The 23,592-nt window shown below is 75.4% G+C and carries 17 protein-coding genes; 8 read left to right on the top strand and 9 right to left on the bottom strand.

The genetic code is table 11. The annotated features are described in order from the left end of the window. The first annotated feature begins 237 nt into the window (after positions 1-237). Positions 238-561, top strand: a complete 324-nt coding sequence (locus ACFC1F_RS11885) for a hypothetical protein (protein WP_376157449.1) — start codon at positions 238-240, stop codon at positions 559-561. Further along, positions 537-1,277: a VOC family protein gene (locus ACFC1F_RS11880; RefSeq protein ID WP_376157447.1), complete on the top strand. Its 741-nt coding sequence runs from the start codon at positions 537-539 to the stop codon at positions 1,275-1,277. The genes ACFC1F_RS11885 and ACFC1F_RS11880 overlap by 25 nt, the downstream gene beginning before the upstream one ends. A 135-nt stretch (positions 1,278-1,412) precedes the next feature. Here ACFC1F_RS11880 and ACFC1F_RS11875 read toward each other — a convergent pair whose 3' ends face one another. Further along, positions 1,413-1,781, bottom strand: a complete 369-nt coding sequence (locus tag ACFC1F_RS11875) for a hypothetical protein (RefSeq protein WP_376157445.1) — start codon at positions 1,779-1,781, stop codon at positions 1,413-1,415. Between the two features lie 254 nt (positions 1,782-2,035). On the opposite strand from ACFC1F_RS11875, the gene ACFC1F_RS11870 reads away from it, so the two are divergent. Then, positions 2,036-2,461 carry a nuclear transport factor 2 family protein gene (locus ACFC1F_RS11870; RefSeq protein ID WP_376157443.1) on the top strand — a complete coding sequence of 142 codons (426 nt, stop codon included), beginning with the start codon at positions 2,036-2,038 and terminating at the stop codon, positions 2,459-2,461. 13 nt (positions 2,462-2,474) lie between these two features. Here ACFC1F_RS11870 and ACFC1F_RS11865 read toward each other — a convergent pair whose 3' ends face one another. Then, the gene (locus tag ACFC1F_RS11865; RefSeq protein ID WP_209414157.1) at positions 2,475-2,981 is read right to left on the bottom strand and encodes an N-acetyltransferase; all 507 of its coding nucleotides are present in this window, start codon (positions 2,979-2,981) and stop codon (positions 2,475-2,477) included. 186 nt (positions 2,982-3,167) lie between these two features. Then, entirely contained in the window at positions 3,168-3,785 is a 618-nt protein-coding gene (locus ACFC1F_RS11860; RefSeq protein WP_376157441.1) for a TetR/AcrR family transcriptional regulator C-terminal domain-containing protein, read from the bottom strand. A gap of 129 nt (positions 3,786-3,914) precedes the next feature. Here ACFC1F_RS11860 and ACFC1F_RS11855 point away from each other — a divergent pair, with 129 nt between their 5' ends. The 5 genes from ACFC1F_RS11855 (at position 3,915) to ACFC1F_RS11835 (ending at position 12,282) form a co-directional block, all read left to right on the top strand. After that, complete coding sequence (locus ACFC1F_RS11855) at positions 3,915-5,510, top strand: DHA2 family efflux MFS transporter permease subunit (protein WP_376157439.1); 1,596 nt, start codon at positions 3,915-3,917, stop codon at positions 5,508-5,510. Between the two features lie 31 nt (positions 5,511-5,541). Then, complete coding sequence (locus tag ACFC1F_RS11850) at positions 5,542-7,215, top strand: FAD-dependent monooxygenase (RefSeq protein ID WP_376157437.1); 1,674 nt, start codon at positions 5,542-5,544, stop codon at positions 7,213-7,215. A 537-nt stretch (positions 7,216-7,752) separates the two neighbouring features. Then, positions 7,753-9,318 carry a hypothetical protein gene (locus tag ACFC1F_RS11845; protein WP_376157436.1) on the top strand — a complete coding sequence of 522 codons (1,566 nt, stop codon included), beginning with the start codon at positions 7,753-7,755 and terminating at the stop codon, positions 9,316-9,318. A gap of 235 nt (positions 9,319-9,553) precedes the next feature. After that, positions 9,554-10,900, top strand: a complete 1,347-nt coding sequence (locus ACFC1F_RS11840; protein WP_376157434.1) for an AAA family ATPase — start codon at positions 9,554-9,556, stop codon at positions 10,898-10,900. Between the two features lie 137 nt (positions 10,901-11,037). After that, a complete protein-coding gene (locus ACFC1F_RS11835) occupies positions 11,038-12,282 on the top strand; it encodes a VWA-like domain-containing protein (protein ID WP_376157432.1) in 1,245 nt (414 codons plus the stop codon). A gap of 34 nt (positions 12,283-12,316) precedes the next feature. Here the strand turns inward: ACFC1F_RS11835 and ACFC1F_RS11830 are convergent, their stop codons facing one another. The 6 genes from ACFC1F_RS11830 to ACFC1F_RS11805 form a co-directional block, all read right to left on the bottom strand. After that, on the bottom strand, positions 12,317-12,844 hold the full coding sequence (locus ACFC1F_RS11830; protein ID WP_376157430.1) for a hypothetical protein: 528 nt from the start codon (positions 12,842-12,844) through the stop codon (positions 12,317-12,319). Position 12,845: 1 nt separating this feature from the next. Continuing rightward, complete coding sequence (locus tag ACFC1F_RS11825; RefSeq protein WP_376157429.1) at positions 12,846-14,531, bottom strand: DUF4157 domain-containing protein; 1,686 nt, start codon at positions 14,529-14,531, stop codon at positions 12,846-12,848. A 126-nt stretch (positions 14,532-14,657) separates the two neighbouring features. Next, positions 14,658-16,358, bottom strand: a complete 1,701-nt coding sequence (locus tag ACFC1F_RS11820) for a DUF4157 domain-containing protein (protein ID WP_376157427.1) — start codon at positions 16,356-16,358, stop codon at positions 14,658-14,660. Between the two features lie 188 nt (positions 16,359-16,546). Further along, positions 16,547-17,911 carry a DUF6519 domain-containing protein gene (locus tag ACFC1F_RS11815; RefSeq protein WP_376157426.1) on the bottom strand — a complete coding sequence of 455 codons (1,365 nt, stop codon included), beginning with the start codon at positions 17,909-17,911 and terminating at the stop codon, positions 16,547-16,549. A 55-nt stretch (positions 17,912-17,966) separates the two neighbouring features. Continuing rightward, positions 17,967-20,690, bottom strand: coding sequence for a hypothetical protein (locus tag ACFC1F_RS11810; protein WP_376157424.1), 2,724 nt, complete (start codon positions 20,688-20,690; stop codon positions 17,967-17,969). Next, a complete protein-coding gene (locus tag ACFC1F_RS11805) occupies positions 20,687-23,551 on the bottom strand; it encodes a putative baseplate assembly protein (protein WP_376157423.1) in 2,865 nt (954 codons plus the stop codon). Before ACFC1F_RS11805 ends, ACFC1F_RS11810 begins: the two co-directional genes overlap by 4 nt. Positions 23,552-23,592 lie beyond the last annotated feature (41 nt).

Here is a 23,592-nt window from a genome sequence, read left to right as displayed (position 1 = left end):
GTGGCCACAATCCTTGCCGTCGCGCAGCAGCGTGGCACCGGCACGAAGAAAAAGCAATCATGCCTGCTTGTTTTCTTCGCACCCCTGCGCCGCACCACCCGCGCGTGTGGCCGGAAGTCGTAGTCGGCGGCTGGAAGCGGCAGTTGGCGGGAGTACCGCCTGACCGTCACCGGCTCCGGCCAGTGGTTGACGCGCGGCCTGTCCGAGCGGCAGTCCTGGCCGGCAGGCTCCGCGGGTGTGGCGAACGGCGGACTGTGGGTCGGTGTCCTCACTGCGCTCACCGCGCTCGGAACCGGCCACATCACCGCGCGGGCGACCTCACGCGCGGCGCCGGTCCAGACCCGGACAACCGCTACGACGGAGGCCCTCCGCGAGCAGCGCAGCCGACGTCGGTCCACCTACGGCCACCGGGTGATGACGAGCTGCGCGCACGCCTGCCCGGAGGTCACGTGGCAGATCGACGACGTCGATGCGACACGTGACCGCGAGGGCAAGGACCGGCTCCCGACGCAGGTGACGCGCATAGGATCGCCGGCATGGCACTGCGACCCGTTCATGTGAACATCAAGGCCCTTGACGCGTCGGCGGTCGGCCGGTTCTGGGCAGAGGCGCTCGGCTGGAGTGCCTACAGTCCCGGCGTGGTCACCTACGTCGGACCGGCGGGCGGCCCCGTGTGGCCGGACCCGGTCTTCGTCTGCGTCGACGTCATTCCCGTCCCGGAACCCAAGACCGCGACGAAGAACCGTGTGCACCTCGATCTCGCCACCACGTCTGGGGCCCACCAAACGGAGTTGGTCGCGCGCCTGCGGGATCTCGGTGCGACGCCCGCCGACGTGGGCCAGGGCGACGTGCCGTGGACGGTCCTCGCCGACCCCGAGGGCAACGAGTTCTGCGTGCTGGAGCCCCGGGAGGTCTACCGGGACACCGGGCCGATCGCCGCCATCGTGGTCGACTGCGCGGACCCGCGGGCCATGGCCCGGTTCTGGGGCGAGGCGATGGGCTGGACCCTGCACGCGGTGACCGACGATCAGGCGGTGTTCCGCTCGGCGAAGGGTGGCGGCCCGTATCTCGAGTTCCTCCGCACGCCCGGTGTGAAGACCGTGCCGGACCGCGTCCATCTCGACCTGCTGCCGTACCCCGGTGACGACAAGGAGGCGGAGGTGGCCCGGCTGCGGGCTCTCGGCGCCACCGACCTCGACGTCGGCCAGGGCGACGTCCCGTGGACGTGCATGGCCGACCCGGAGGGTCACGAGTTCTGCGTCCTCGCCCCGTCCTGACGTCGTCCTGACGCGAGGCCTTGACGACGCCCCGGCACGGGAGCGCAGCGCAGCGCGGCCCTGGGGGCAGGCCGCGCCTGCCAGCCGCGCCTGCCAGCCGCGTCGGCCTGCCGGTCCGTGAACGCCTCCGCCGGGTCATCCGCGGCCGAAGAACCGGCCCTCGCTCCAGTTCGGGGGCGACACCGGCCCGGTGCACGTGATCTCCTCGACCAACTCGCCCAGGGAGACCCGGAACGAGGCCTTCTGGAGCCCGTCGTGGAGCGACACCAGGAAGGAGCCGTCCGCGAGCCGGTAGATGCTGCGCCGGGGCTGCTCGCTCCAGCGGGCGAAGCCCCACGAACGCCCGGGCCGGTACGTGCGAGCCAGGTGTTCGGCGGTCTCCCGGGCCTCCTTCAGCGAGCGCGCCGCCTGCTCGACGTCCAGCCGCCAGTGCGCCCCGCCCTCCTCCGGGTGGTTCTCGTAGTCCTCCTGGACCAGCACGAACCACGTGCCGTCGGCCACCATCGCCCGCCCCTTCCCGTCGGCGTCGTCCCCGGGAGTCCGAGAGTCCGAGAGTCCGAGCAGCAACCTACGCTCGCCCCTTGCGCGGACGGGCGGGTTCCGCACGTCCGCCGACGGCGTGCGGCCGGCGGGCCGTGCGCCGCGCACGGCGGTGGCCGAGGGTGTGGCGGGCCGTGTGTCCGTTCCCGGAAAGCGTGGTCCCCGGGAGCGCCGCCGTGATTGTGTGGACTTCCGTGCCCGGACCCAGGGAGGTCGCCGTGTCCCGAACCCCGCAGGAGATCTTCGAGCGTTACGTCCATGCCGGCCCGATGACCCGCGATGCCGACGCCCTTGCCGAGAGCTTCACCGAGGACGGCGTGTTCGAGGCGCCGCTCGTCCCCGCCGGCGCCGAATTCCCCAGGAGGCTGGTGGGCCGCGAGGAGATCCGTCGTGCGATGGCGGCGCACTACGAGCGGCCGACGACGGACGCCCGTGTGCCGAACTTCGAGAAGTCCGCGTACGTGCTGCACACCACCTCCGATCCCGACGTGTTCATTGCCGAGATCGACACGGTCTTCGACGGAGACGACGGAGACGACGGGGACGGCGGGGACGTGGCCGTCTCGCTGGTCCAGATCTTCCGCGTCCGCGACGGGAGGATCGCCCATCTGCGCGACTACTTCGCGCCCGGGCTGGTGAGCTGAGGCCCGGGCGGCATCAGCTCAGCGGCAGGGCCATCTCCAGCAGCCGGCTCGCCGGGTCCAGCTCGTAGGGCTCGTCGAGACCGGTCAGGTCAAAGCCGCGGCGGCGGTAGAAGGCCGTCGCCCTCGGGTTGTCCTCGTGCACCCTCAGCAGGAGGCGCTCCGCCCCGGCCTCGGTGCGGGCCCAGTCGAGGATCGCGTCCAGCATGGCGTCCGTCACGCCGAGTTGCCTGCCCCGGTAGGCCGGATCGGTCCAGACGCCGACCAGCACCGCCGCCTTCGGCTCGGGCGTGAAGGAGATCATCGTGCCGACCCACCGGCCGTCCGGGGCCACCGCCGCGAACCCCGCGCTCCCCTCCGCGCTGACCCGGGCCACCCGCGAGCGCCACTCGTCCTCGCCGTGGCCGAGCGCCGTCTCGTACGTCTCCATGAAGGCCATCGGCGTGTCCAGCAACTGCGCGAGCCGCACCTCGCGCATCCGCTCCCAGTCCCCGGGGCCGATGCGCTCCACTCGGTAGTCCATTGCGTCCTCCCTCTGTCCCGCCTGCTCACGCGATCATGAGACTCGAAGCAGCATAGGCACAGGCCGGGGCGGGCCCAGGCGGGACGGCGGCTCCCAGGCGGGTGACCGGCGGTCAGGAGCGCGCGACAGACAGGATCCGGTGCGACGGCCAGGAGCCGGTGCGACGGGCAGGAGCCGGTGCGGCGATCAGGAGCCGGTACGGCGGTCCAGGCCGTCGAGCAGGAGTCGCAGGCCGTATTCGAACCGGTGGTCCGGGGTGCGGTCGGCCCAGTGGCGGATGGCCGTGCCGATGGCCGGGTAGTCGCTGGTGTCGGCGGCGTCCGGCGTCGGGGTGCGGTCGGTGGTGGCGAGTTGGTGTTCCCGGCTCTGTTCCTCGATGACGTGGCCGAGGACGTAGTCCTGGATGGTGAAGAAGGCCAGTGCGGTCTCCGTCGCCGGCACTCCGGCGGCGGCGAGGGCCTGGACCGCGGCCTCGCCGAAGCCGAGGGTGTTGGGCCGGCGGACGTACGTCCCGGACAGGACCCGGGCGCCGTCCCGGCGGGTGAGCAGGGCGCGCCGCAGCCGTCGGGCGAGTTCGGCGGTCCGCTCGCGCGGCGGGAGTGCGACGTCGACGTCGGCGACGCCGCTCATGATCTCCTCGGCGATGGCCTCCAGCAGGGCCTGCTTGTCGCGGTAGTGCCAGTACAGGGCACTGGGGCCGACGCCCAGGGACGTGGCGAGGCGGCGCATGGTGAGCCCGTCCAGGCCGTCCTGGTCCAGCAGGCCGAGCGCTCCGGCGAGCACGTCCTCGCGGTGCAGGCGCACGCGGATCTCCTTGCTTGGCGGGCGGGTTGGGCCGCCTTCATGGCCCTGGGCACCCGCGTTGACACACCGTTGAGCCTACCCTAACTTGAACACTGTTCTACTAGAACACCGTTCAGGTTTGGAGCAGACATGTCCATGCCCTCCTCCGCGTGCAACCCCGCCGCGCCCCCTCCGGCCACCACGCCACCGCCCGCCGCGCCCGCCATCACCGCCACGCCACCGCCCACCACCACGCCGCCGTCCACCGACCCGCCGCCGCCCGGACCGCCGCGCCTGCTGCGGCCCGGCCTGCCCGTCGCGGCAGCGGTGGCGATCGCCTGCACCGCGTCGTTCATGGTCGTCACGGACGGCGCCATCGTGAACGTGGCCCTGCCCGCGATGAGCGCCGACCTCGGACTCGGATCCGCCGCCGCCCGCTGGGTGGTGGACGCCTACCTGCTGGTGCTGGGCGGCTTCACGCTGCTCGCGGCCCGTGCCGGCGACCTCTTCGGCCGCCGGGCCACCCTCCGGGCAGGTCTGGTGCTGTTCACCGCCGCCAGTGCCGTCGGCGGCCTGGCCGGCAGCGGCCCGGCCCTGATCGCGGCCCGCGCCGCCCAGGGACTGGGGGCCTCGGCGCTCGCGACCTCGACCCTCGGCGTCGTCCTCGCCGTCACCGCCGACCGGCCCGAGCTGCGCCGGCGCGCCATGTCCGCCTGGGCCGCTTCGAGTTCGTCGGCCGCGGCACTCGGCGTGCTGCTCGGCGGCATCCTCACCGAACACGCCGGCTGGCGCTGGGTGATGTACGTCAACGTGCCCGTCGGCCTCGCCCTGATGGTCGCCGTCCGCCTCTGCCTGGAGCCCTCCGACGTCCGCGGCTCCCTCCGCCGCCTGGACCTGCCCGGGGCCTTCGTCTCGACCACCGGCGTCGGCCTGCTCCTGTTCGGTGTCACCCGCGGCGGCGAGAACGGCTGGACGTCCCCCACCACGCTCGTCACCCTCGCCGCGGCGGCCCTGCTGCTCACCGCCTTCGTACGCGTCGAGGCACGCAGCGCGAACCCGCTGGTCCGCCTTCCGGTGTTCCGGCTGCCCGGCGTACCGGCCGGGAACCTCGTCGTGCTGTTGCTCGGTTCGAGCCTGACGGCGTCGTTGTTCCTCGTCTCCCAGCTGATGCAGCAGGTCCTCGGCTACTCCGCCCAGCAGGCGGGCCTGGCGATGCTGCCGATGGGCGTGTGCCTGGCCGTGGCCGCACTGGTCTCCCGGCGGCTGCTGGATGCCGGGGCGCGCCGGCTGCCGCTGTACGGGGGCACCGTGGCGGCGGCCGGGCTGCTCTGGCTCGCCGCCCTGCCGACCGACGCCCGCTACGCGGCCGACCTGCTCGGCCCGCTGCTGCTGATCGGGTCCGGCCTCGGTCTGATGCTGATGTCCGCCACCACGGCGGCCACCGCTGCCGTCCCGCCCGCCGAGGCCGGCCTCGCCTCGGGCCTGCTCAACACCTCCCGCCAACTGGGCGGCGCCCTCGGCCTCGCCCTGCTCGGCGCCATCGCCCAGTCCGCCACCGGCCCGGCTGCGGACACCGCCTCCGCTGCCACCGGTGCCGCCGCCGCCCTCCTGCACGGCTCCCGAGCGGCGCTGCTCGCCGCCGCGGCGCTCAGCCTGCTGGGCGCGCTCACCTCCCTGCTCCTGCCCGGAAGCCGGAAAGCCGCCGGGAACGGCGGGATCAACAGCCCTACCAGTAATCGTTCTTGACGTATCATCAACACCCTTCGGAGAACATCCCTTGCACACCGGCAAGCACTACCCCGTCCTCGTCGTCGGCGGCGGCATCGTCGGCCTGACCGCCTCCCTCGCCCTCTCCCACCACGGGGTTCCCTCGCTCCTGGTCGAGGCCCACCCCGGCACCCACGACCACCCGCGCGCCCGCAGCCTCAACGCCCGCGCCATGGAGATCTACCGCGAACTCGGCGTGGCGGACGCCGTCCGCGAGGCCGGTGCCCCACTGGCCCGGGCCGAGGGACTGCACCGCGGCTCCGACCTCGCCACCGCCCTCGCCGACGTCCCGCGACGGCCGGATCCCGGCGACCGGCCCGAGAGCATCTTCGCCCCCGCCGCGATGGCCCGCTGGAGCCCGACCACCGGCCGCCGCGCGACCCTCGACGCCGTCGAACCCGTCCTGCTGGCAGCGGCCCGCCGCCGACCGGCCGAGATCCGCTTCGGCACCCTGCGCACCGGCCTCCGGCACGGCGACGACCACCTCACCGTCGACCTGACGGACGTGGCCACCGGCGTCACCGAGACCGTCACCGCCGACTACCTGATCGCCGCCGACGGCGCGGGCGGCGCGCTGCGCCACGAACTGGGCGTCTCCTCGACGTACGGCACCAGCCACGGGCACCAGCTCAACATCCTGTTCCGCGCCGACCTCGAACAGTTCGTCCGGGGAAGGGAGTTCAGCGTCGTCCTGATCGCGCGCGCAGGTGTGCGCGGCATGCTCACCGCCATCGACGCCCGCACCCGCTGGGCCTTCCACCTGCGCTACGACCCGGCCGTCGAGAGCCCCGCCGACTACCCGCCCGAGCGGTGCGAACAGATCCTGCGGGACGTCCTCGGGGTGCCCGGCGCCGAGCCCGAGGTGGTCAGCGTGCTGTCCTGGGAGGCCCGCGAGCGCACGCTCGACCGCCTGCGCGCGGGCCGGGTGTTCTTCGCCGGCGACGCGGCCCACCAGATGCCCCCGGCCGGCGCCCGCGGCGCCAGTACCGGCATCGCCGACGTCCACAACCTCGTCTGGAAGCTCGGCGCCGTCCTCGGCGGGCGGGCGGACGAGACCCTGCTGGACACCTACCAGGACGAACGCCACCCCGCCGCCGTCCACGCCGTTGCCGCCTCCGGCGCCAACGCCCGGGCCATGACCCCCGGCAGTTCCTCCCCCGATCCCGACTGGACCACCCCTGCCGCCCACGGCCTCGGCGACCGCTACCGTTCCGCCGCCGTCCTCTCCGACACGGGGGACCCGACGGACCCCGTCGCCGACGACCTCGACGGCGGCCCCGGCACCCGCCTCCCACACGCCTGGACCGACCCCGCCCGGTCGCGCTCCACCCTCGACCTCCCCGCCGGAGACTGGATCCTCCTCGGCCCGCCTGCCTGGCGTCTGCCCGCCGACACCGCCGGCCTGCGCCACGCCGACCCCGGGCCCGAGTTCGCCGCCCTCGCCGGTACCGCCACGGGCGGTGCCGTCCTCGTCCGCCCCGACGGCCACATCGCCTGGCGCTCCACCGAACCGACGAGCACCGATCCGACCACCACCGGCCCGACCACCACCGGCCGGACGACCACCGGGCCCGAGGATCCGGCCGCGGCCCTCGACGCCGCCCTGCGCCGACTGCCGTTCCGGGCGCGCCACAGCACGCACCGCCGGACGCCCGGGCCGACGGACCCCGCGATCCACCCCTAGACCGCTCAACCCCGCGGACACGTCGGTCGGTTGGCACGTCGGTCGGTTCCGCGGACACGTCGGTCGGCGGACACGTCGGCCGGTTCCGCGGACACGTCGGTCGGCGGACACGTCGGCCGGTTCCGCGGACCCACTGCACCGGCCCGGCCGGGACGAACCGGCCCGGTGCAGGACCGCCCGGCAACCGGCGACCGCCCCGCGGCGCCGCGACCGGAGCGGCGTGAGCCCTGCCCAGGGGCTCGCCCGCTTCCGGGAGCACCTCCTCCGACGGGATCGTGTCGTCTGCTGCCGACACGGTTTCAGGAGCAGCAAAGGACCGGCCGGCGATCCCTCCAGCTCCCGGCAGCCACCAGGGAAGGAGCGGCCGGCCACGACGGGGACCGCCGTGGCCGGCCGCGGGTTCGCGCCCCGGCGGTGCCCCGGCGGTGCCCCGGACGAAAAGGCCTGGCCGATCATCCTGACGGACGCTACGCTCACCCCGATGATGAACAACTCCCGCCACAGATTGGGGGACTCGTCCGCGCAAGGTGAGTGCTGATGCTCACTGGAACCGCGAACGAGGACCCGCGCCTGATCTCCCGGCGCCTTTCTCTCTGGCTGCGCGTGCGCGAGTACGCCGTGCCACCCTCCATGATCGAGACCGCGACCAGCCGCCGGTGCGCCGGGGACTGGGCAGGAGCGTGCGCCGCCGCAGGTGTCGACGTCGATGTCGACCTGCGGTCCCTGGCACACAGTCACGGGCACGACCTCGTGGCCCGCGTCCGCGACGATCTGCGCCATCTGGCACCCGACCTGCTGCGCTGGCACCTGCCCCGGATCGCCCCCGACGGCCTGCTGCGCCCCGGGCTGACCGTCACCCTGGCCCGGTACGACACGGCCGGGCGGGACGGCACAGGACCCGACGACACGGCACCCGACGACACGGCACCCGACGGCACAGGACCCAACGGCTCAGGACCCAACGGCACCGGGCCCAACGGCACCGGGCCCAACGGCACCGGGCCCAACGGCACCGGGCCCAACGGCACCGGGCGCAACGGGACCGGGCGCGATCGCGCGGGCCTGCTGCACCTGGTGGTGCGCACCCCGCCGGCCTGGGCGGATGCCGGCCAGCGGATCAGCCTCGCGCTGTGGGACGGTTCCCGCAGCGCGGACGGCGACCGCCGTCACCCGCACCCCCACCCCAGCAGACGCTTCCGGCTCGACCTGCACCGGCACCTGTGGGACGCCCGCAGGACGGACGAGCTGCGCATCCGGTCCGGGGCCGACCGGCCGGCCGCCGAAGGCCCGCCGCCGGGGACCGACCCCGGGACGGTGCCACGGTGGGACCTCCTCCTGGGGCAACGCTGCGCCGTCGACCGGTGGGCGGCCGAGGCGGGGTTGCTGATCCGCGCCGAGGGCCGGGCCGCCAGTGCCGTCATGGTGCGGCTCGGTGGCCGCCAACGGCTCCTCCTGCGCCTGGACGCGGACGGGAACGAACTCGGCATCTCGGGGGCACCCACCGGCGGGGCCCCCGGACTGCCGGTCCTGCCCGACGCGGCGGTCTGGGTGCCACCCGACCTGGAACTGCTGCGCGCCGGGCTGATCGGGCCCGACGGGCTGCACCCGTTGGTGGCCAGGGCGCTGGTTCCGGGCCGCCGGCCGGCCGGCCCGCTCCGGAGTCCGGACCGGCCGGGAGAGCCGCGCATCGTGGAGTGCCGGGGCGCCCGGCACCGGATCGGCCTGGTCGACGGGGTACTCGCCCCGCTGGACCACGACCCGGCCGAGATCCGCCGCGAGGAGCTGCTGGTCGCCCTGACCGGCACCCCGCTCCCCTGCCTCCGAGCGATCGACGAGGCGCACCGCCGGCCGGACTGCCTCACCGGCGTCCGGGAACGCCTCGACCACGGCGACACCGCCGGTGCACTGGCCGTCGTCGAGGGCCTGCTCGGCCCCGAGGCACTGCTGCGCACCGGCCCGCTGCGGGACGAACTGGAGGCGGCCGCCCTGCGCCGGATCGCCTACGGGATGTTCCGGGCCGGCCTGGCCGACGGCCGGCCGCATCCGCAGCGCAGCCCTCGCCGCGACCGCCGCTCGCGCCCGCGCCTCGCCGCCTCCTGCTGACCCGGCCTCCGACCCGGACCTCCGACCCGGTCCCGGACCGGCCCCGAACCGGCCCCGAACCGTCACACCTGCCGTCCCTTACGCGCACCACCGCCTCACGCGCGCCATCCCGGCACGCGAACCGCCACCCACCCGAACCGCCCTCCACACGGGCCGCCCCGTACGCGAACCGTCCCGTACACGAGCTGTCCCGTACGCGAACCGTCCCGGCGCACGAACCCACAGGTGATCGAACATGCCATCAGACACGCCCACGCACGCCCTGCCGAACCCGGCCACCCGCACCTCCCACCACGACCTCCTCCACCTCGACGCCCCCCTGCACGACGGTCCCCTGCACGACGCCCCCCGGCACGACGTCCGCCGGCTCGACGTGGCCGGCGAGTTGCTGACCCTGCTGCGGACCACCACGACCGAACCCCGCCCCGACATCCAGCTGGAGGCGCTGACCCTGGCCGTCGCCGCCGACCTGCCCGTACTCCTCTGGGGCGAGCCCGGGATCGGCAAGACCGCGGCCCTGACACAGCTCGCCGAGGCGCTGGACCTCCCGCTGACCACGGTGATCGCCAGCGTGCACGAACCCTCCGACTTCTCGGGCCTGCCCATCCTCGGGGACGATCCCGCCCAGCAGGGCGTCCCGATGGCCCCGCCGGACTGGGCGGTCCGGCTGGTCCGGGCCGGCCGGGGGCTGCTCTTCCTCGACGAGCTGTCCACCGCACCGCCGGCCGTGCAGGCCGCCCTGCTCCGCCTGGTGCTGGAGCGGCGCATCGGCACCCTCCAACTACCCCCCGGGGTCAGGATCGTGGCCGCGGCCAACCCCCGCTCCTCGGCGGCCGACGGCTGGGAGCTGAGCCCGCCGCTGGCCAACCGGTTCGTCCACCTCCAGTGGACCCACGACACCGAGGTCGTGGTGCGCGGCCTCGGCGGAACGTGGCCCCGCGCCACCCTGCCACGGCTCGCCCCCGAGGCGCTGCCGGAGGCCGTCGCCTTCGCCCGCCGTGCGGTGTGCGGGCTCCTGGCCGCCCGCCCCGGACTCGTGCACCGGCTGCCCGGCAGCGAGACCCGCCGGGGAGGCGCCTGGCCCTCGCCGCGGAGCTGGGAGATGACGCTGCACCTGATCGCCTTCGCGACCGCGGCCGGCTCCTCCCGGGAGGTGCTCTCCCTCCTGGTGCGGGGCACCGTGGGGGACGGCCCCGGGCTTGAGCTGCTGGCGAGCCTGGACCGGATGGACCTCCCCGACCCCGAACTGCTCCTCGCCGACCCGGCGGGTGCCGCGCTGCCCGAACGGGGGGACCTGCGCCAGGCCGTGCTCGACGGCGTGGTGGCGGCGGTCCGTGCGCGCCCGGACCGGGCCCGCTGGGACGCCGCCTGGGCGCTGCTGGTCCGGGCGTTGGAGACCGGGGCCCCGGACCTGGTGGTCGTCCCGGCGACCACGCTCGCCTCGCTGCGCCAGGAGGACTGGGACGTCCCCGCGGCCATCGAGCGGCTCGCGGGCGCGGTGTCGCTCTCCCGGCGCGCGGACCGGGCCGCCGACCGGGCGGCGGCGCGGGTCGCCACGGTCGCCACGAAGGCCGGCCGGTGACCGCCGACGCCCCGCGGGCCCCGGGCATCCCGCGGGCCCCGGACACCCGGCAGGGCCCGCAGGGCCCGGGCAACCCGAGGGTGACGGGCGCGCCGAGGGTCACGGGCACACCCGTGGCCACGGGCACACCCGGGGCCATGGACGCCGGGCGACCGGAGCCGGAACTGGACTTCGACAAGCTGTTCGCCTCCCGGCTGCAGGCCGCCCGGGCACGGCCCTACCTGGCGACGGCGCTGTTCGCCCTCCACCCCGTGGAGTCACGGCTGGTGCCCACGATGGCCGTCGACCGGCACTGGCGGTGCTACGTCTCACCGGCGTTCGTCGCCCGGACGCCGGTGGAGGAACTGGCCGGTGTCTGGGTGCACGAGGTGTCGCACCTGCTGCGCGACCATCACGGGCGCAGCGACCGGGTCGCGCGGGAGCGTGGCCTGACCGGCCCGGGGGAACGGCTGCGGATGAACATCGCGGCGGACTGCGAGATCAACGACGACGTGTTCGGTGACGGGCTGGTCCGGCCCGAAGGCGCTGTCGGCCCAGGCACGCTGGGGCTGCCCGAGGGCGAGCTCATGGAGGACTACCTGCGGCAGTTCAGGCTCGGACCGTTCACCGAGGCCCTGGCGTGGCTGGACTGCGGCAGTGGCGCCGACGGGCTGGACCGGGCGTGGGACGAAGGGCCGGACGGCGCGCACGGCCTCAGTGCCCAGGAGCGGGACGCCGTCCGGTTCCGGGTGGCGCAGGGCATCACCGGCCGCCCCGGGAACGCCCCGAAGGGGTGGCAGCGGTGGGCGGAGGAGGCGTTCCACCCGCCGCAGCCCTGGCGGGACCTGCTGGGGGCGGCGGTCCGCTCGGCGGCCTCCGCCCCCGGTGCGGGCGAGGACTACAGCTACGGGCGGCCGTCGCGGCGCTCAGCCGGGGTGCCCGGTGCCGTGTTGCCGAGCCTGCGGCGCAGGCCGCCCCGGGTCTCCGTGGTCATCGACACCTCCGGGTCGGTCAGTGACACCGAGCTGGGCAGTGCGCTCCTGGAGGTCGCCGCGATCACCCGTGCGGTGGGCGGCCGCCGCGACCTGGTCACCGTGCTGTGCTGCGACGCGGCGGCCCGGATCGTGCACCCGCTCTGCCAGGCCGGGGGAATCCCGCTGGTGGGCGGCGGGGGCACGGATCTGCGCACGGGCTTCGCGAGGGCGCTCCGGGCCCGGCCCCGGCCGGACGTCGTCGTGGTCCTGACCGACGGCCAGACTCCGTGGCCGAGCAGCCGGCCACCGTGCCGGACGGTGGTCGGCCTGTTCCCCCGGAGGCGGCCGGCACGGTCGTGGAACGAGGACGATCCCGACCACGTGCCCGACTCGCCGCCCGCGTGGGCGCGGGTCGTCGAGATCGGGTAGCCCCCGACGCCCGGCCGGCACCGGACCGGGCCCGCTATGCCGGGTGGCCCTCCCCCGGGTAGGGCAGCCAGCGGTAGCCCGGGGAGAAGGTGGTGAACCCCGGCGGGCGGCCGACCAGTTCCCAGACGCCGTCGGCGAGGACCAGGCCCGGGAACGCGCCGAGGTCCTCGTCCGCCGTCAACTCGTCGAAGAAGCGGAACATGTCGGCCTCGACCCCGGCCAGGGCGTACCGGTACCGGGCGGGCGCCGAGCGCAGGCACGCGTAGAGGTGGTGGCCGGCCTCGGTCATCGCACGGGCGTCCGCGTCGGAGCCGCTCCCCGTCCGGCTCAGCCCTCCGGGGACGGCCCACGCCCACCAGTTGCCCCGGTCGTCGCGGACCACGTCGGCAACCCACCCCGCGGCCCACCCGGTGTCCTGCCCGGTGCTCTGCCCAGCACCCTGCCCGACGTCCTGCCCGACGTCCTGCCCGGTGCCCTGCCGGGCGGCGAAGTGGCCGGCCACCGCCAGCGCGTCCGCCTGCGACGGCCCGCACTCGGCGCTCAGGCTGAAGATCCAGGCCATGTCACGGTCCTTCCTTCTCTCCCGGCGGCGTGGCCTTCACCCAGAGCGGCCTGGTCCGGGCGAGCGCCGCCTGGAGCTCGTCCACCGGAACGGGGGCCCGGGGGCCGACGTAGCCGTGCGTCCTCTTGTCCCTGACGTAGTGCAGCACCCCGGCGAAGACCGTGGGGCTGATGGCCCAGACCGGGTCCTTTCCCGTGCCGTCCTTGCCCGTGCCGTCCTTGCCCCACTCCGGCGGCCGGCGGTGCGGCAGGAGGTTCAGCGGCGTGTCCGGGGCCACCGACATGCCGCCGCCGGGCTGGGCGAGCCCGCCGACGACCTCCACGTCGGGGTTCGCGCCCCCTACCCGGACCCCGAGTCCGCGGGCGGTGGGCTCGGGCTTGGGGGACCCGCCCTGCTCGATCATGCTGCGGTAGACGAGCGACGGGTCCTTCTTCTCGCCGCCGTCCCGTTTCGGGCTCGCGGCGAGCGCCCCGGCCCTGGCGGCCTCCGTGGCGGGCGACGTGCCCGTACCGGGAGAGGCGGCCTGGCCGGCGGCCGGCCGTGGGGCGGGCACGGGCGCCGGGGCGGGGGCGGGCGGTTCCGGCACCGGCAGCGGCTCCGCCGGGGCGAGGTCGACCGCCGCGTTGCCGTCGAAGCCCGAGGCCACCGTGCCTCCGGAGCCACCACCCGACGACGGCTGCACCTTGGGCCGGAATCCCGGGTGCGAGGCGATGTCGACGACCTCGCCGCCACCCGCGGCCACCCCGACACCAGCACCGGCACCAGCACCGGCGCCCGCACCAGCCCCGGCCCCGGCACCCGCCGCGGCTCCGCGACCGGCGGCCCCGAGCCCGCGAAGCCTCGCCCGGGCACCGGCGACCGCGAGGACCGCCATGACGAGGTGCCAGATCACCCGGACGAAGGACCGGGACGCCTCCGTGATCCGCGCCTTGTCCCCGTGCGCGGCGCGGCACAGCGACCACCAGCGCAGGGCCTCCGCCACCGCGTCCTTCGTCTCGACGGCCGCGAAGTAGCCCAGCACGGCGAGCGTGATCACCTGGAGGATCGCCCCGACGACCTGGGTGATCCCGGTCGGCGCCGCCTCCGCCGCCCCGATCACGGCCTCGGCCGCGAGGAACGCACCCGTGATCAGCGTGATCCGGACCCAGTGCGCCTTGATGGCCTCCCAGACCTCGTCCTCGAAGAACTCCATGACGTGCTGCGGGGACTCCTCGATCGACGCGTACGCATCCCGGAGGAACGGACGCGGGTCGTGGCTGCGCAGCCAGTCCCCGACGCTGCGCCGGATCACCCTGCTGCTGTCCTGCCCCGCGCGGGGACGTCCGGCGCCGGCCGTGCGGGCCGGCTCGTGCGGCGCCCGGGAGCACTGGTCGGCCTCGGCCTCGCGGGCGTCGCCGACGCCCCCGAGCGAGAGTTCGCCGGTCCGCGGCGGCGACCCCGACTGCTGGAGCGAGTGCGCCAACTCGTGGGCGATCAGCCCGAGTCCCCGCGGGCTGTGCGGCACGTACGCGCCCTCGCCGAAGACCAGGTCCGGCCCGCTGGTGTAGGCCTGGGCGCCCACCGCCGCCGCCGACCTGGCGGCCCGGCCGTCGGCGTGCACGCGGACACCGCTGAAGTCGGCCCCGAACCTGCTCTCCATCGTCCTCCGGGCGCCGGTGTCGAGCGGCTGCCCCGGCGAGCGGAGCACCTCGTGGACGATCGGGGGGACCGCGGACGGCGCCCGCGACGGCTGCCGGGCGGGCGCCGCGGCCCTCGGAACCGGTCCCGGGCTTCTCCCCGGACCTGCTGCGCCCGCCTCGAACCCGCCCACGTGCTACCTCGTTCCCGTCTTCTTGGCCAGTCCGGACGAGACCAGCTGCTTGACGAGCGCGGCGACGGCCGCGTCCTTCCGGCGAGGCCAGTAGGTCGTCAGCCAGTAGTCGTGGACCAGTCGGCCCACCTCGACCGGGTGCACCGGCGCAACCTCCGCCAATTTGCCACCGCCGAGGTTCAGTTCGCGGTTGGCCTCCGCGTAGCAGGCGTACATCTCGTGTTCCACGGCCTGGTCGGCGCGGGCCGCACCCTTCGGGCCGACCTCGTACCCCTCGGCCACCGCGCCGTCGAGCAGTTGGCCTGCGCCGGTGAGCTTGTCCGCGGGTGAGAAGACGTACCGGGTGACGAACGAGGCGCCCTCGCTGCCCTTGCCGGACACCGTGTCGAACTCGCGGAGGGCGAAGTTCTCCGAGACGTGGCCCGTCGTCGTGTGGCCCCAGACGGAGCCCCCCTTGCCCTCCGCGATGAGCGAGTCGCGGACGACGGCCGCCAGCGAGTGCCTTCCGCCCGGCTCCATCGTGCCCTTCACCCAGTCCTCGCTCGCGTCCGGTTCGCGCCCCCCGTTGCAGGAGTACAGGACGACGGTCACGTTCGGTGCCAGCGCGGGGGCGATCTGCTTGATGACCGACGCCGCCGTGGAACTGCTGATCGAGCCGAGGCCGCACCAGTTGCTGGCCCCGTGGGCGAACACGGCGAGGGTCCGCACGGTGTTCGGGCCGGTCCCCGGGGGCACCGGTCCCTCGGGGGTCGGCGCCTTCGCCACGGCTGCGGGGAGCAGGGCACCGAGCGCCCGGACGGTGGCGGTCAGCGGGTGGTCCGCATCCGACATCGCCTCGCCGAACACGACGTTCGAGGCGGTGGCCTTCTTGCCCGTGAGAGCCAGAGCCTTCTCCCGCCTGGCCCACTTCCGGGCGGCGTTCCGCGCCTCCTCACGGTCCTTGGGGGACGGCATCGGGGCGTAGAAGGCGAGCGCCACGCCCGCCGGGAAGTCCTTGGCCAGCCGCTGTCCGAGCACCGCCTCGGGATCGGCGGGCGCAGCGGGACCGGTCCTGTCCGGGTTGTCCAGGTCGTCGCACTGGACGGCGAGCCCGCCGGCCGCCGACTGCTGCACCACGTGGCCGAGCTCGTGGGCGAGCAGGCCCTGCCCGGCCTCGCTCTGCGGGGCGTAACGGCCGGCGCCGAAGACGATGTCGTTCCCGACCGTGTAGGCCTTGGCATGCTGCCCCGCGGCCAGGCCGGCCGCCTGCGCATCGGTGTGCACCCGCACCCCGCTGAAGTCGTGCCCGAAGCGCGCGCTCATCTCCTGCCCGGTCCCGGCGTCGAGCGGCGCTCCAGGGGAACGCGGCACCAGGTGCTGGACGTGCGACGCCTCGCCCGGCTCCACCGGCGCCGGCGTGCTGAGGACCGCGCCGCCGACCGTGGCCGCCGCGTCGGCCTGCCGCTCGGCGCCCTCGCCCGCCGTGGCGGACGCTCGACCGGATCCCCTGTCGGCCGCTTCACCGGTCGTCTCCCCTTCTTCTCCCTCTGCGTGCCCCCGTAGCGGGACGTGGCTCAGGTCCGGCTGCCCCGCCGACGGGGTGGCGGGCTGCTGGAGGTCGGCGGTGTCGGGACGGTCGTGGCCGGCCCGGGCACCGCCGGGCACCGGGGGCGAGGGCGTGGGCGCGGGCGCGGGCTTCGAGTGGCTGCGGGACCGGTCGTGCATCCCACGCTCCTTTCCGGTTGGAACGGCGGGCTCCTCGGATCCGGTTTCCGGTTTCCGGTTTCCGGTTTCCGGTTTCCGGTTTCCGGTTTCCGGTTGGAACGGCGGGCTCCTCGGGTCGCGGCAGCGGACCGGTCGCGGCGGCGGACCGGTCGCGGTGACGGGACCGTCCTGCCGGGGCCGCCGACGGCTCACTCCACCCGGACGGGATGGAAGCCGGTGCGCAGATCGGCGGTGACGGCCGCGGGCTGGCCGGGGACGAGGGAGAGCAGGGCCAGCGGGGCGTAGAAGTGCTCGACGCCCTGCGGGGGGAGGTCGGCGGGACCGCCGGACGGGTCTGCGGGCCAGGTGATCTCCCCGGTTGCGGTACGGGCGGGGAAGGTCCAGTAGTCGCCGGTGCGGTAGTGGACGTCGGCGGTGTCCGGCGGCTGGAAGCGGATCTGGATGCCGTCTTCCAGGGTGAACCAGCCGGTGGGGTCCTGCGCGGTCAGGAGCAGCGCGCCGTCGGCGGCGCGGCGGGGCAGGTCTCCCCCGCCCTCGACGTCGGGGTGGTCCCAGCGGCGGAGCAGGGGGTGGCGGTCGGCCTGGATGGTCCCGGCGTCGGTGTCGAGGACGACGGTGTAGTCGTCGCCCTCGTCGTCGACGTCCTTGACCCGGGCGAGGGTGCCGGGCCGGCCGAGCAGGGTGCTCCGGTCGTCGACCACCTCGACCAGGGTGCCGACGGGCAGCGCGGTGCGCCGGTCCCGGGGCGGGTCGCGCAGGACGGCCGCCGTCCCGTTGAGCCGCAGCAGCGGGTGGACGACCGAACCGTTGTCCCTGGACCAGGTGAAGGTGGGGCCGCCCTCCTCACCGGAACCGCGGTGGATCTGGACGCGGTAGAGCTGGTTCTCGGGGCCGAGGTAGCCGGCCGCCGGATCGGCGACGCAGGGCTCCAGCGGACCCTTGCCCCGCCGGGCCCGGGCGGCGAGCAGCCCGCGCCCGGCGGGCTGGAGGAAGGCCTCCCAGGCGTCCCAGTGGGCGCGGATGTCGTCCTTGTCGAACTGGCGGCCGGGTGGGGCGGTGTCCGTCAGCCGGACCTGCCAGACCAGGCGGGTGCGGGTGCAGGTGTCGGGGCCGCCGAGCGCGACCTCGCGGATGGAGTCGTCCTCGGCGGCGGAGAGGTGGCGCTCCCAGACGTCGAGGTAGGCGAGCCAGGTTCCGGTCGCCGGGGTGGCCGGACCGGGGAGGTCGGGCTGAGCGGTGTAGAGCAGGCCGTCGGTGTCGTTCTCGCAGGCCCGGCCGCGCACCCAGTAGCGGCCCTGGCCGATCCTGAAGACCCCGGCCTCCTGCCCGGCCGGGGGCGCCTCGATCCGGAAGCCGGGGCCGATCCCGCCCGTGCGGGGGGACGGCGTGCCGTACGGGCCGATGACGTCCTCGGCGAGGGCCTGGAGGTGGTGCAACAGGATGGCGACCTGCTCGTTGCCGTCGGCCGGCAGGGTCACCCGGCCCTGCTGCTGGATCACCCGCAGGAAGTGCTTGCCCTGATCGAAGCTGAACCGCTCGACGTCGGCGTGCATGCTGGTCCTCACCTGTTCTCGTGCTGGTCGCGGTGGTCGGTCGTCGGGCGGGGTGTCAGTTCACGGGGACGACTCCGGTGTCCACGCCCGCCGGGGTGTACTCGGCCGCCCGGGCGCGCAGGGCGGCCAGCCGCTGGGGCAGGAAGAGGTCGTGGAAGGCGCCGAGTTCGGAGCCGTCGTCCGCTCCCGTGCGGATCTCGTCCGGGCAGTCGGGGGCGAGCTGGGCGTACCCCGCGTCGGGGTGGCGGACGGAGGTGAACCGGGGGCGGAGCCTGCGTTCGACGGCGGCGGCCAGGTCGGGTGACGGCGCGTCGCCGAGGGCCGCCAGGGCGGTGTCCGGCTGGCAGTGGAAGCGGCGCGGCGTGCGGGAGCCGGTGGGCACCCAGCAGAACCGCAGACAGCCGGTCGAGCGCCGGGCGGCCAGGACCTCACCGAGGAAGACCGTGTTCTCGCCGTGCTCGATCGCGTGCACCTGGAGGCTGCCCAGGACGGTCGTCCGGGCGACCTCCAGGACCGCCGGGGCGACGCCGGGGCCTCCCCCGCCGACGGCTTCGAGATCCGGGTGGGTGGCGTCGAGGATGCTGTCGTTCACGGCCAGCCGCAGCGGTACGCCGCCCCGCGCGGCGGCCTCGATCCGGACCGGCCCCACGATCGAGTGGCTGATCTCCACCTCGGCGCCGGGCAGGGCGGCCAGTTCCAGTGAGGGCGGCGCCGGCCGCTCGGGGCCGCAGACGTGGTGGGGTCCCCAGCCGGGCACCAGGGTGCAGTGCCGGATGACGACGCGGGCGGGTGGGCGGCAACCGTGGGCGGTGTGGCGGGCGGCCCCGGGGGCCGGGGCGCGGTCGTCCCCGCCCTGGCTCTCGTCGCCGTTCGGGGCCCCGCCCTGCGAGTCGTCACCGTTCGGGACCCCACCCTGCGGCTCGTCGCCGTCGGGGCCCCCACCCTGCGGGTCATCGTCGTTGCAGGCCTCGTCACCCGGCTCCGGGCCGGCGTCCACGGGTGCGCCGGAGAGGTGGACGGCCCGGCCGCCGATCACCAGGCCGTCCAGGATGAGCCGGCTGCCGCCGGAGAGGGCGACGGCGAACGCGTCGGGGCCGTCCGCCCGGCGGTCGGCGAGCCAGAGCACCGGGCGGGTGCGCTCGGCGGCCCGGACGAGCAGGGTCTGCCAGGGCTCCAGGGTGAGGTCGGCGGTGACGCCGAGCACCTCGCTGCCGGTGATCTCGATGACGGCGTAGCGGGGCCGGTCGTGCTCCCAGCCGTGCAGTGCCTGCCGGAACTCGGCGGCGGAGCGCACCGCCCGGTACCAACGGGCGGGCCTGATCCAGTCCGGCCAGAGCGTCTCCAGGTACTGCCGGTTCGCGACCAGCCGCGGAACCCCCGCCGGGACCGGTCGGCCGGGCCGGGCGAGCGCGTAGAGGTCCTCGTCCAGGAGCGCCCCGTCGAGCGCCTCGACCAGTTCGTCGTCGGTGCCGCCGCCGGGGCCGGGTGCGCCGCCCGGCCAGTGCCGCAGGACCAGCGACGCGGCCGGCCCCTGCCCGGTCAGGACGGCGTGGCGCAGGGCGTCGGGGTCGGTCAGGTCCTGCGCCCGGCAGCGGTGGGTGTCGGCCTCCGGGGGCTCGGGCATCGGGCGCCGGTACTCTCCGCCGCCCAGGTCGGCGCCGAAGCCGTAGTGGTAGCTCACCCGGACCCGCTGCGGCGGGTTGCGGCGCGGGAACAGCATCCGGCCGAGCACCGGGTCCACCGCGACGGTGCCGGGCAGCGGACGGTAGGACTCCCAGTCGCTCAGGTCGGCCGGGATCACCCGCTCGGCGGGGACGGGGGCGCCCTGCCCGCGGGCGGGCCAGCCGGGCGCGTGGATCACCATCGAGCGCCCCTCCCCGTAGTACAGCGGCGAGGCATGGGACGGCGGCGCGGCATGGGACGGCGGAGAGGCGTGGACCGGCGGGGACGGCAGGGGCGCGTGCTGCGGCGGGGATGCGGTCCCGGGCGCGGCGAATGCACGGCGGCCGATCGGCGCGGGCACGTCGGCGGGTCCCTGCGGGTGGAGCCCGCGGTCGCCGTCCGCGCCCCGGCCGAACAGCTGGACGTCGAAGCCCACCGGGTCGAAGGTGAACGCCCACCGCCCGACCCGTTCGACCTGCCCGGCCCGGGTGCCGGTCACCGGGTAGGCGTGCAGCCGCCAGACGAAGAGACCGACGTCCGGGATGTTGTGCAGGCCGCTCGTGCGGTGCGAGCCGGGCCGGCGGACGTCGACGGTGTGCGCCTCCTCGTCGAACGGCCCCCCGAGCCGGCCGAGCAGTTCGCCGTCGCGCAGGTCTGCGGTGCCGGAGCGGCCCGGACGGAGGTGGTTCAGTTGCTGGTGCCGGGCGAGCAGCCGGAATCCCTCGACGGCGTGCCCGGGGAGTCCGGCGACGTCCCGGGCGAGGTCTTCGAGCAGTGCTCTGGTGCCCTTGCGGCGCCGGTGGCGCAGGGTGTTGGCGACGTCCTGGCGGGGCGCGAGCGCCGAGCGGCGGGCCAGGTCGCGGCCGGCCGTCCCGGCGGCCGTCCAGCCGGCGTCGGGGACGGGCGACCAGCCCACCAGGTCGGCGAGGTAGGGCACCACCCAGTCCTCGGCGGTCTCCACGAACCAGTTGTCGTAGCCGCGCGTGATGTCGTCCTCGACCACCTGGAGCTGCTCGGTGATGACCCGCAGCAGGTCGCGCAGGGGGTGCCCGGCCTCCGCGTCGCGCATCCGGTGGACCAGCGGGAGCAGGTCGAAGAGCCGGTCGGGCTGCGTCATGCGACGCCCTCCCTGAGTTTGATGAGTTCGGGCAACTCGGCCGCTGTGCAGAGGTGTTGGGCCTCGACGATGTCGTTCCCGACACGGCGGGCACCGAGGGCGGGCAGCCACGGGCCCGGGTGCTGCCCCGGCGGTGGCTCCGCTCCTTCCGGTACCGACGTCAGCGCGAGGCCGCGCACCGAGTGCACGCCCGGCACGGACTGCAGGAGCGCCACCACCTCGGAGCCCGGCACGCCCTGGGCCAGGTCGCGGCGGACCGGCCCGAAGGCGTCCAGCAGGGCCGCCCTGAGCAGGGGCTCCACCGCCGCCCACTGCCGGTCGGGGAGCAGGCGGACCTCCGCGTCCACGGAGAGCACCAGCCGCTCGGCCGGCAGCACCCGGATCCGGACGGCCGGGTCGCCGAAGCGGCGCAGCGCGGTGCGCAGGTTCCGGACGACGTCGGACTCGCGGGACAGCAGGGTGCCGTCCGCGCCCGCGACGGTGACCACGACGACGCCGCCGCGGCCGTCCGAGAGCCGGTCCGCGGTGGCCTTGCCGACTCCGGCGAAGGCCCGGGCGAAGTCGGCGTAGTCCGGCAGGGAGACCAGTCGGTCCAGGGTCTTCAGCGGCAGCGGCGCGCCGGTCCGGGCCTGGTCGGGGCGTTCGGGGTCGGCGCCGCCGGTGGCGGGCAGCGGGTTGACGACCTCGCGCACGGACAGCGGCTTGGCGGCGAGCAGGGTGATCCGGCCGGCGTCGGTGTTGCCGGCCGTGCCGGTCCCGGTCCGGTAGCGGGCCCTGATGTTCTCGCTGCCGGTGGCCGGCCGGTGCCCCGAGGTGCCGTCGGGGAACGTGACGGAGGTGGTTCCGGTCTCGTCGGTGCTGGTGACGTAGCCGCGGTCGTCCGGTCCGAGGCCGGCGAACCACGGGCGTTCGGGCCAGCGGACGGCGTCGACGGTGACGTCGAGGGTGCTCTCGACGCCGGTGGGGGTGGGCGCGGAGACGTAGGTCAGCGGGGCGCCGCGCAGGGGGAAGGTCTGGTGCGCGGCGGAGGCGTCGCCGCTGCCCAGGACGTCGACGCGGGTCTCGCCGTGGGTGGCGTGGACGACGTTGCCGTAGACCGTGACGGTGTCGCGCTTGTAGCTGTGCAGCAGCGGGGCTTCGAGGATCAGGAAGCTGTGGTTGTGCTCGCCCGGCACCACGGTGGCGGTGGAGGGGGTGGCGGAGACGGCTGGGGCGGAGACGGCTGGGGCGGCGGGCTCGGCCGTCGCCGGCCCGGCCGTCGCGGGCTCCCGGGTGGGGGCGGGCCGGGTGACCGTACCCTGGCGGACCTCGGCGACCTTGACGAGTTCGGCGGCGGCGACACCCGCGACGCCGGGGAGGTCGGCGCGCTCCCCGGAGACCACCAGCAGCCGCCCGGACTCCAGCCCGTCGAGTACGCCGTCGAGTTCGAGCACCGCGCCCTGCACCGGATCGGTGATGGGGAGTTCGGCGAGGGGCAGCGGTTCGGGGGCGGCGTGGACGGTGATCCGGCGCAGTTCGTCCATGCTCCCCGGCACCTCCCAGACCGGCTTCCCGCCGAGGTCGATCCTGGTGGTCCGGGTCGAGAGGCCGTACTCCGCCCGGGAGACCGGCGACACGGCGAGGGGGCGCCCGCGGCGGTCGCCGATGATGCGGAAGCGCTCGGACGCTGCCCGCGCCCGCCCGCGCCCGCCCGTCGGCGCATCGTCAGCGGCGAGGTCGGCCGCCAGGGCGATCACCGCGACGGTGCCGCTGCGGATGGACGGGTACGGGTTGTCGAGGTAGACGGCCGCCTCGTCCTCCGCCACCCTCCACTCGGACCACTGCTCCATCGGCAGCGGCCTTCCGTCCTCGCCGAACGCGGGCTTGCGGCCGGCGTTGTGGCCGAACAGCGGCGCGGCCACCCGCAGGGCGTAGACCTGCACGGTCGGCCGCCCGCTGACGGTGGCACCCGCCCACGCGCCGTGGAGCAGCCCGGACAGCCCGGGGTGCAGCAGTTCCTCGCGCCTGAGGCGGGCGTCGGCCGCCGAGGCGTCGGGGACGGGGACGTCGGGCGCCGGCTCCGACGGCGGTGCGGTGAGCAGGTCGATCAGCCCGCCCAAGCCGTCGACCTGCTCCCACTCCGGGGGTTCCGTCGGCCGGCCCCCGGCGAGCAGGACCCTGGTCCGCCGGTGTTCGAGGTCCTCCTCGACGCCGTCGACCGACCGCACGAAGTGCTTGACCCGGCCGGGAGGTCCGATCCCGATGAGCAGCAGGTCGTTCGGCCCCAGCCGGGTGGCGGTGCCGGCGAGCCAGAGTTCCGGCAGCCGGTGGACGTCGGCGGCGGTGACCGGCTGCGGCCGGGTCGTCCGGACCGGCAGCCGGTTGGCGTCCGCCAGGGCGGGCAGTGGTGCGCCGGTCTCGTAGGCCTGGGGCAGCTCACCCGGGCCGGGCAGGCTCTGCGCCCTGGTCCCGGCCGGGATCACCTCGCGGTGGCCGGCCTCCAGGGTGAAGGCGAGGTGGGTGCCGGCGGCGACGCCGGGGCGGGCGCGGTAGCCGACGAGTGCGGTCAGCTCGTGCACCGAGCGGGCCTCGGTCGCGGTCCGCAGGTAGCCCTCGTTGCCGATGCGCTCCTGGTAGAAGGTCAGCACGTCGCAGACGGCCGCGCCGGCGTCGCAGAGCGCGATCGCCGGGTCGCCCGGGTCACGGGTGGTGAGCCCGGCGAGGCCGGGCAGGTCGGCGGCCGAGAGCCGGCCGAGCATGGCGGCCAGGAAGGTGGCGTGGGTGCCCGTGCGCAGCCGCAGCGCGGCCTGCCCGGGTGGGTTGGCCACGGACGGGGGCGCTGCCGCGCCGCCGGCGCAGCAGCCACAGGTACAGGTACTCATGCGCACCCCTCTCCGGGCTCGGCCTCGGCGCACCACGTGGT

It is taken from the genome of Kitasatospora sp. NPDC056181, from assembly GCF_042266225.1.
Taxonomy (GTDB): Bacteria; Actinomycetota; Actinomycetes; order Streptomycetales; family Streptomycetaceae; genus Kitasatospora.
This window is presented reverse-complemented; position numbering and strand designations above follow the sequence as displayed.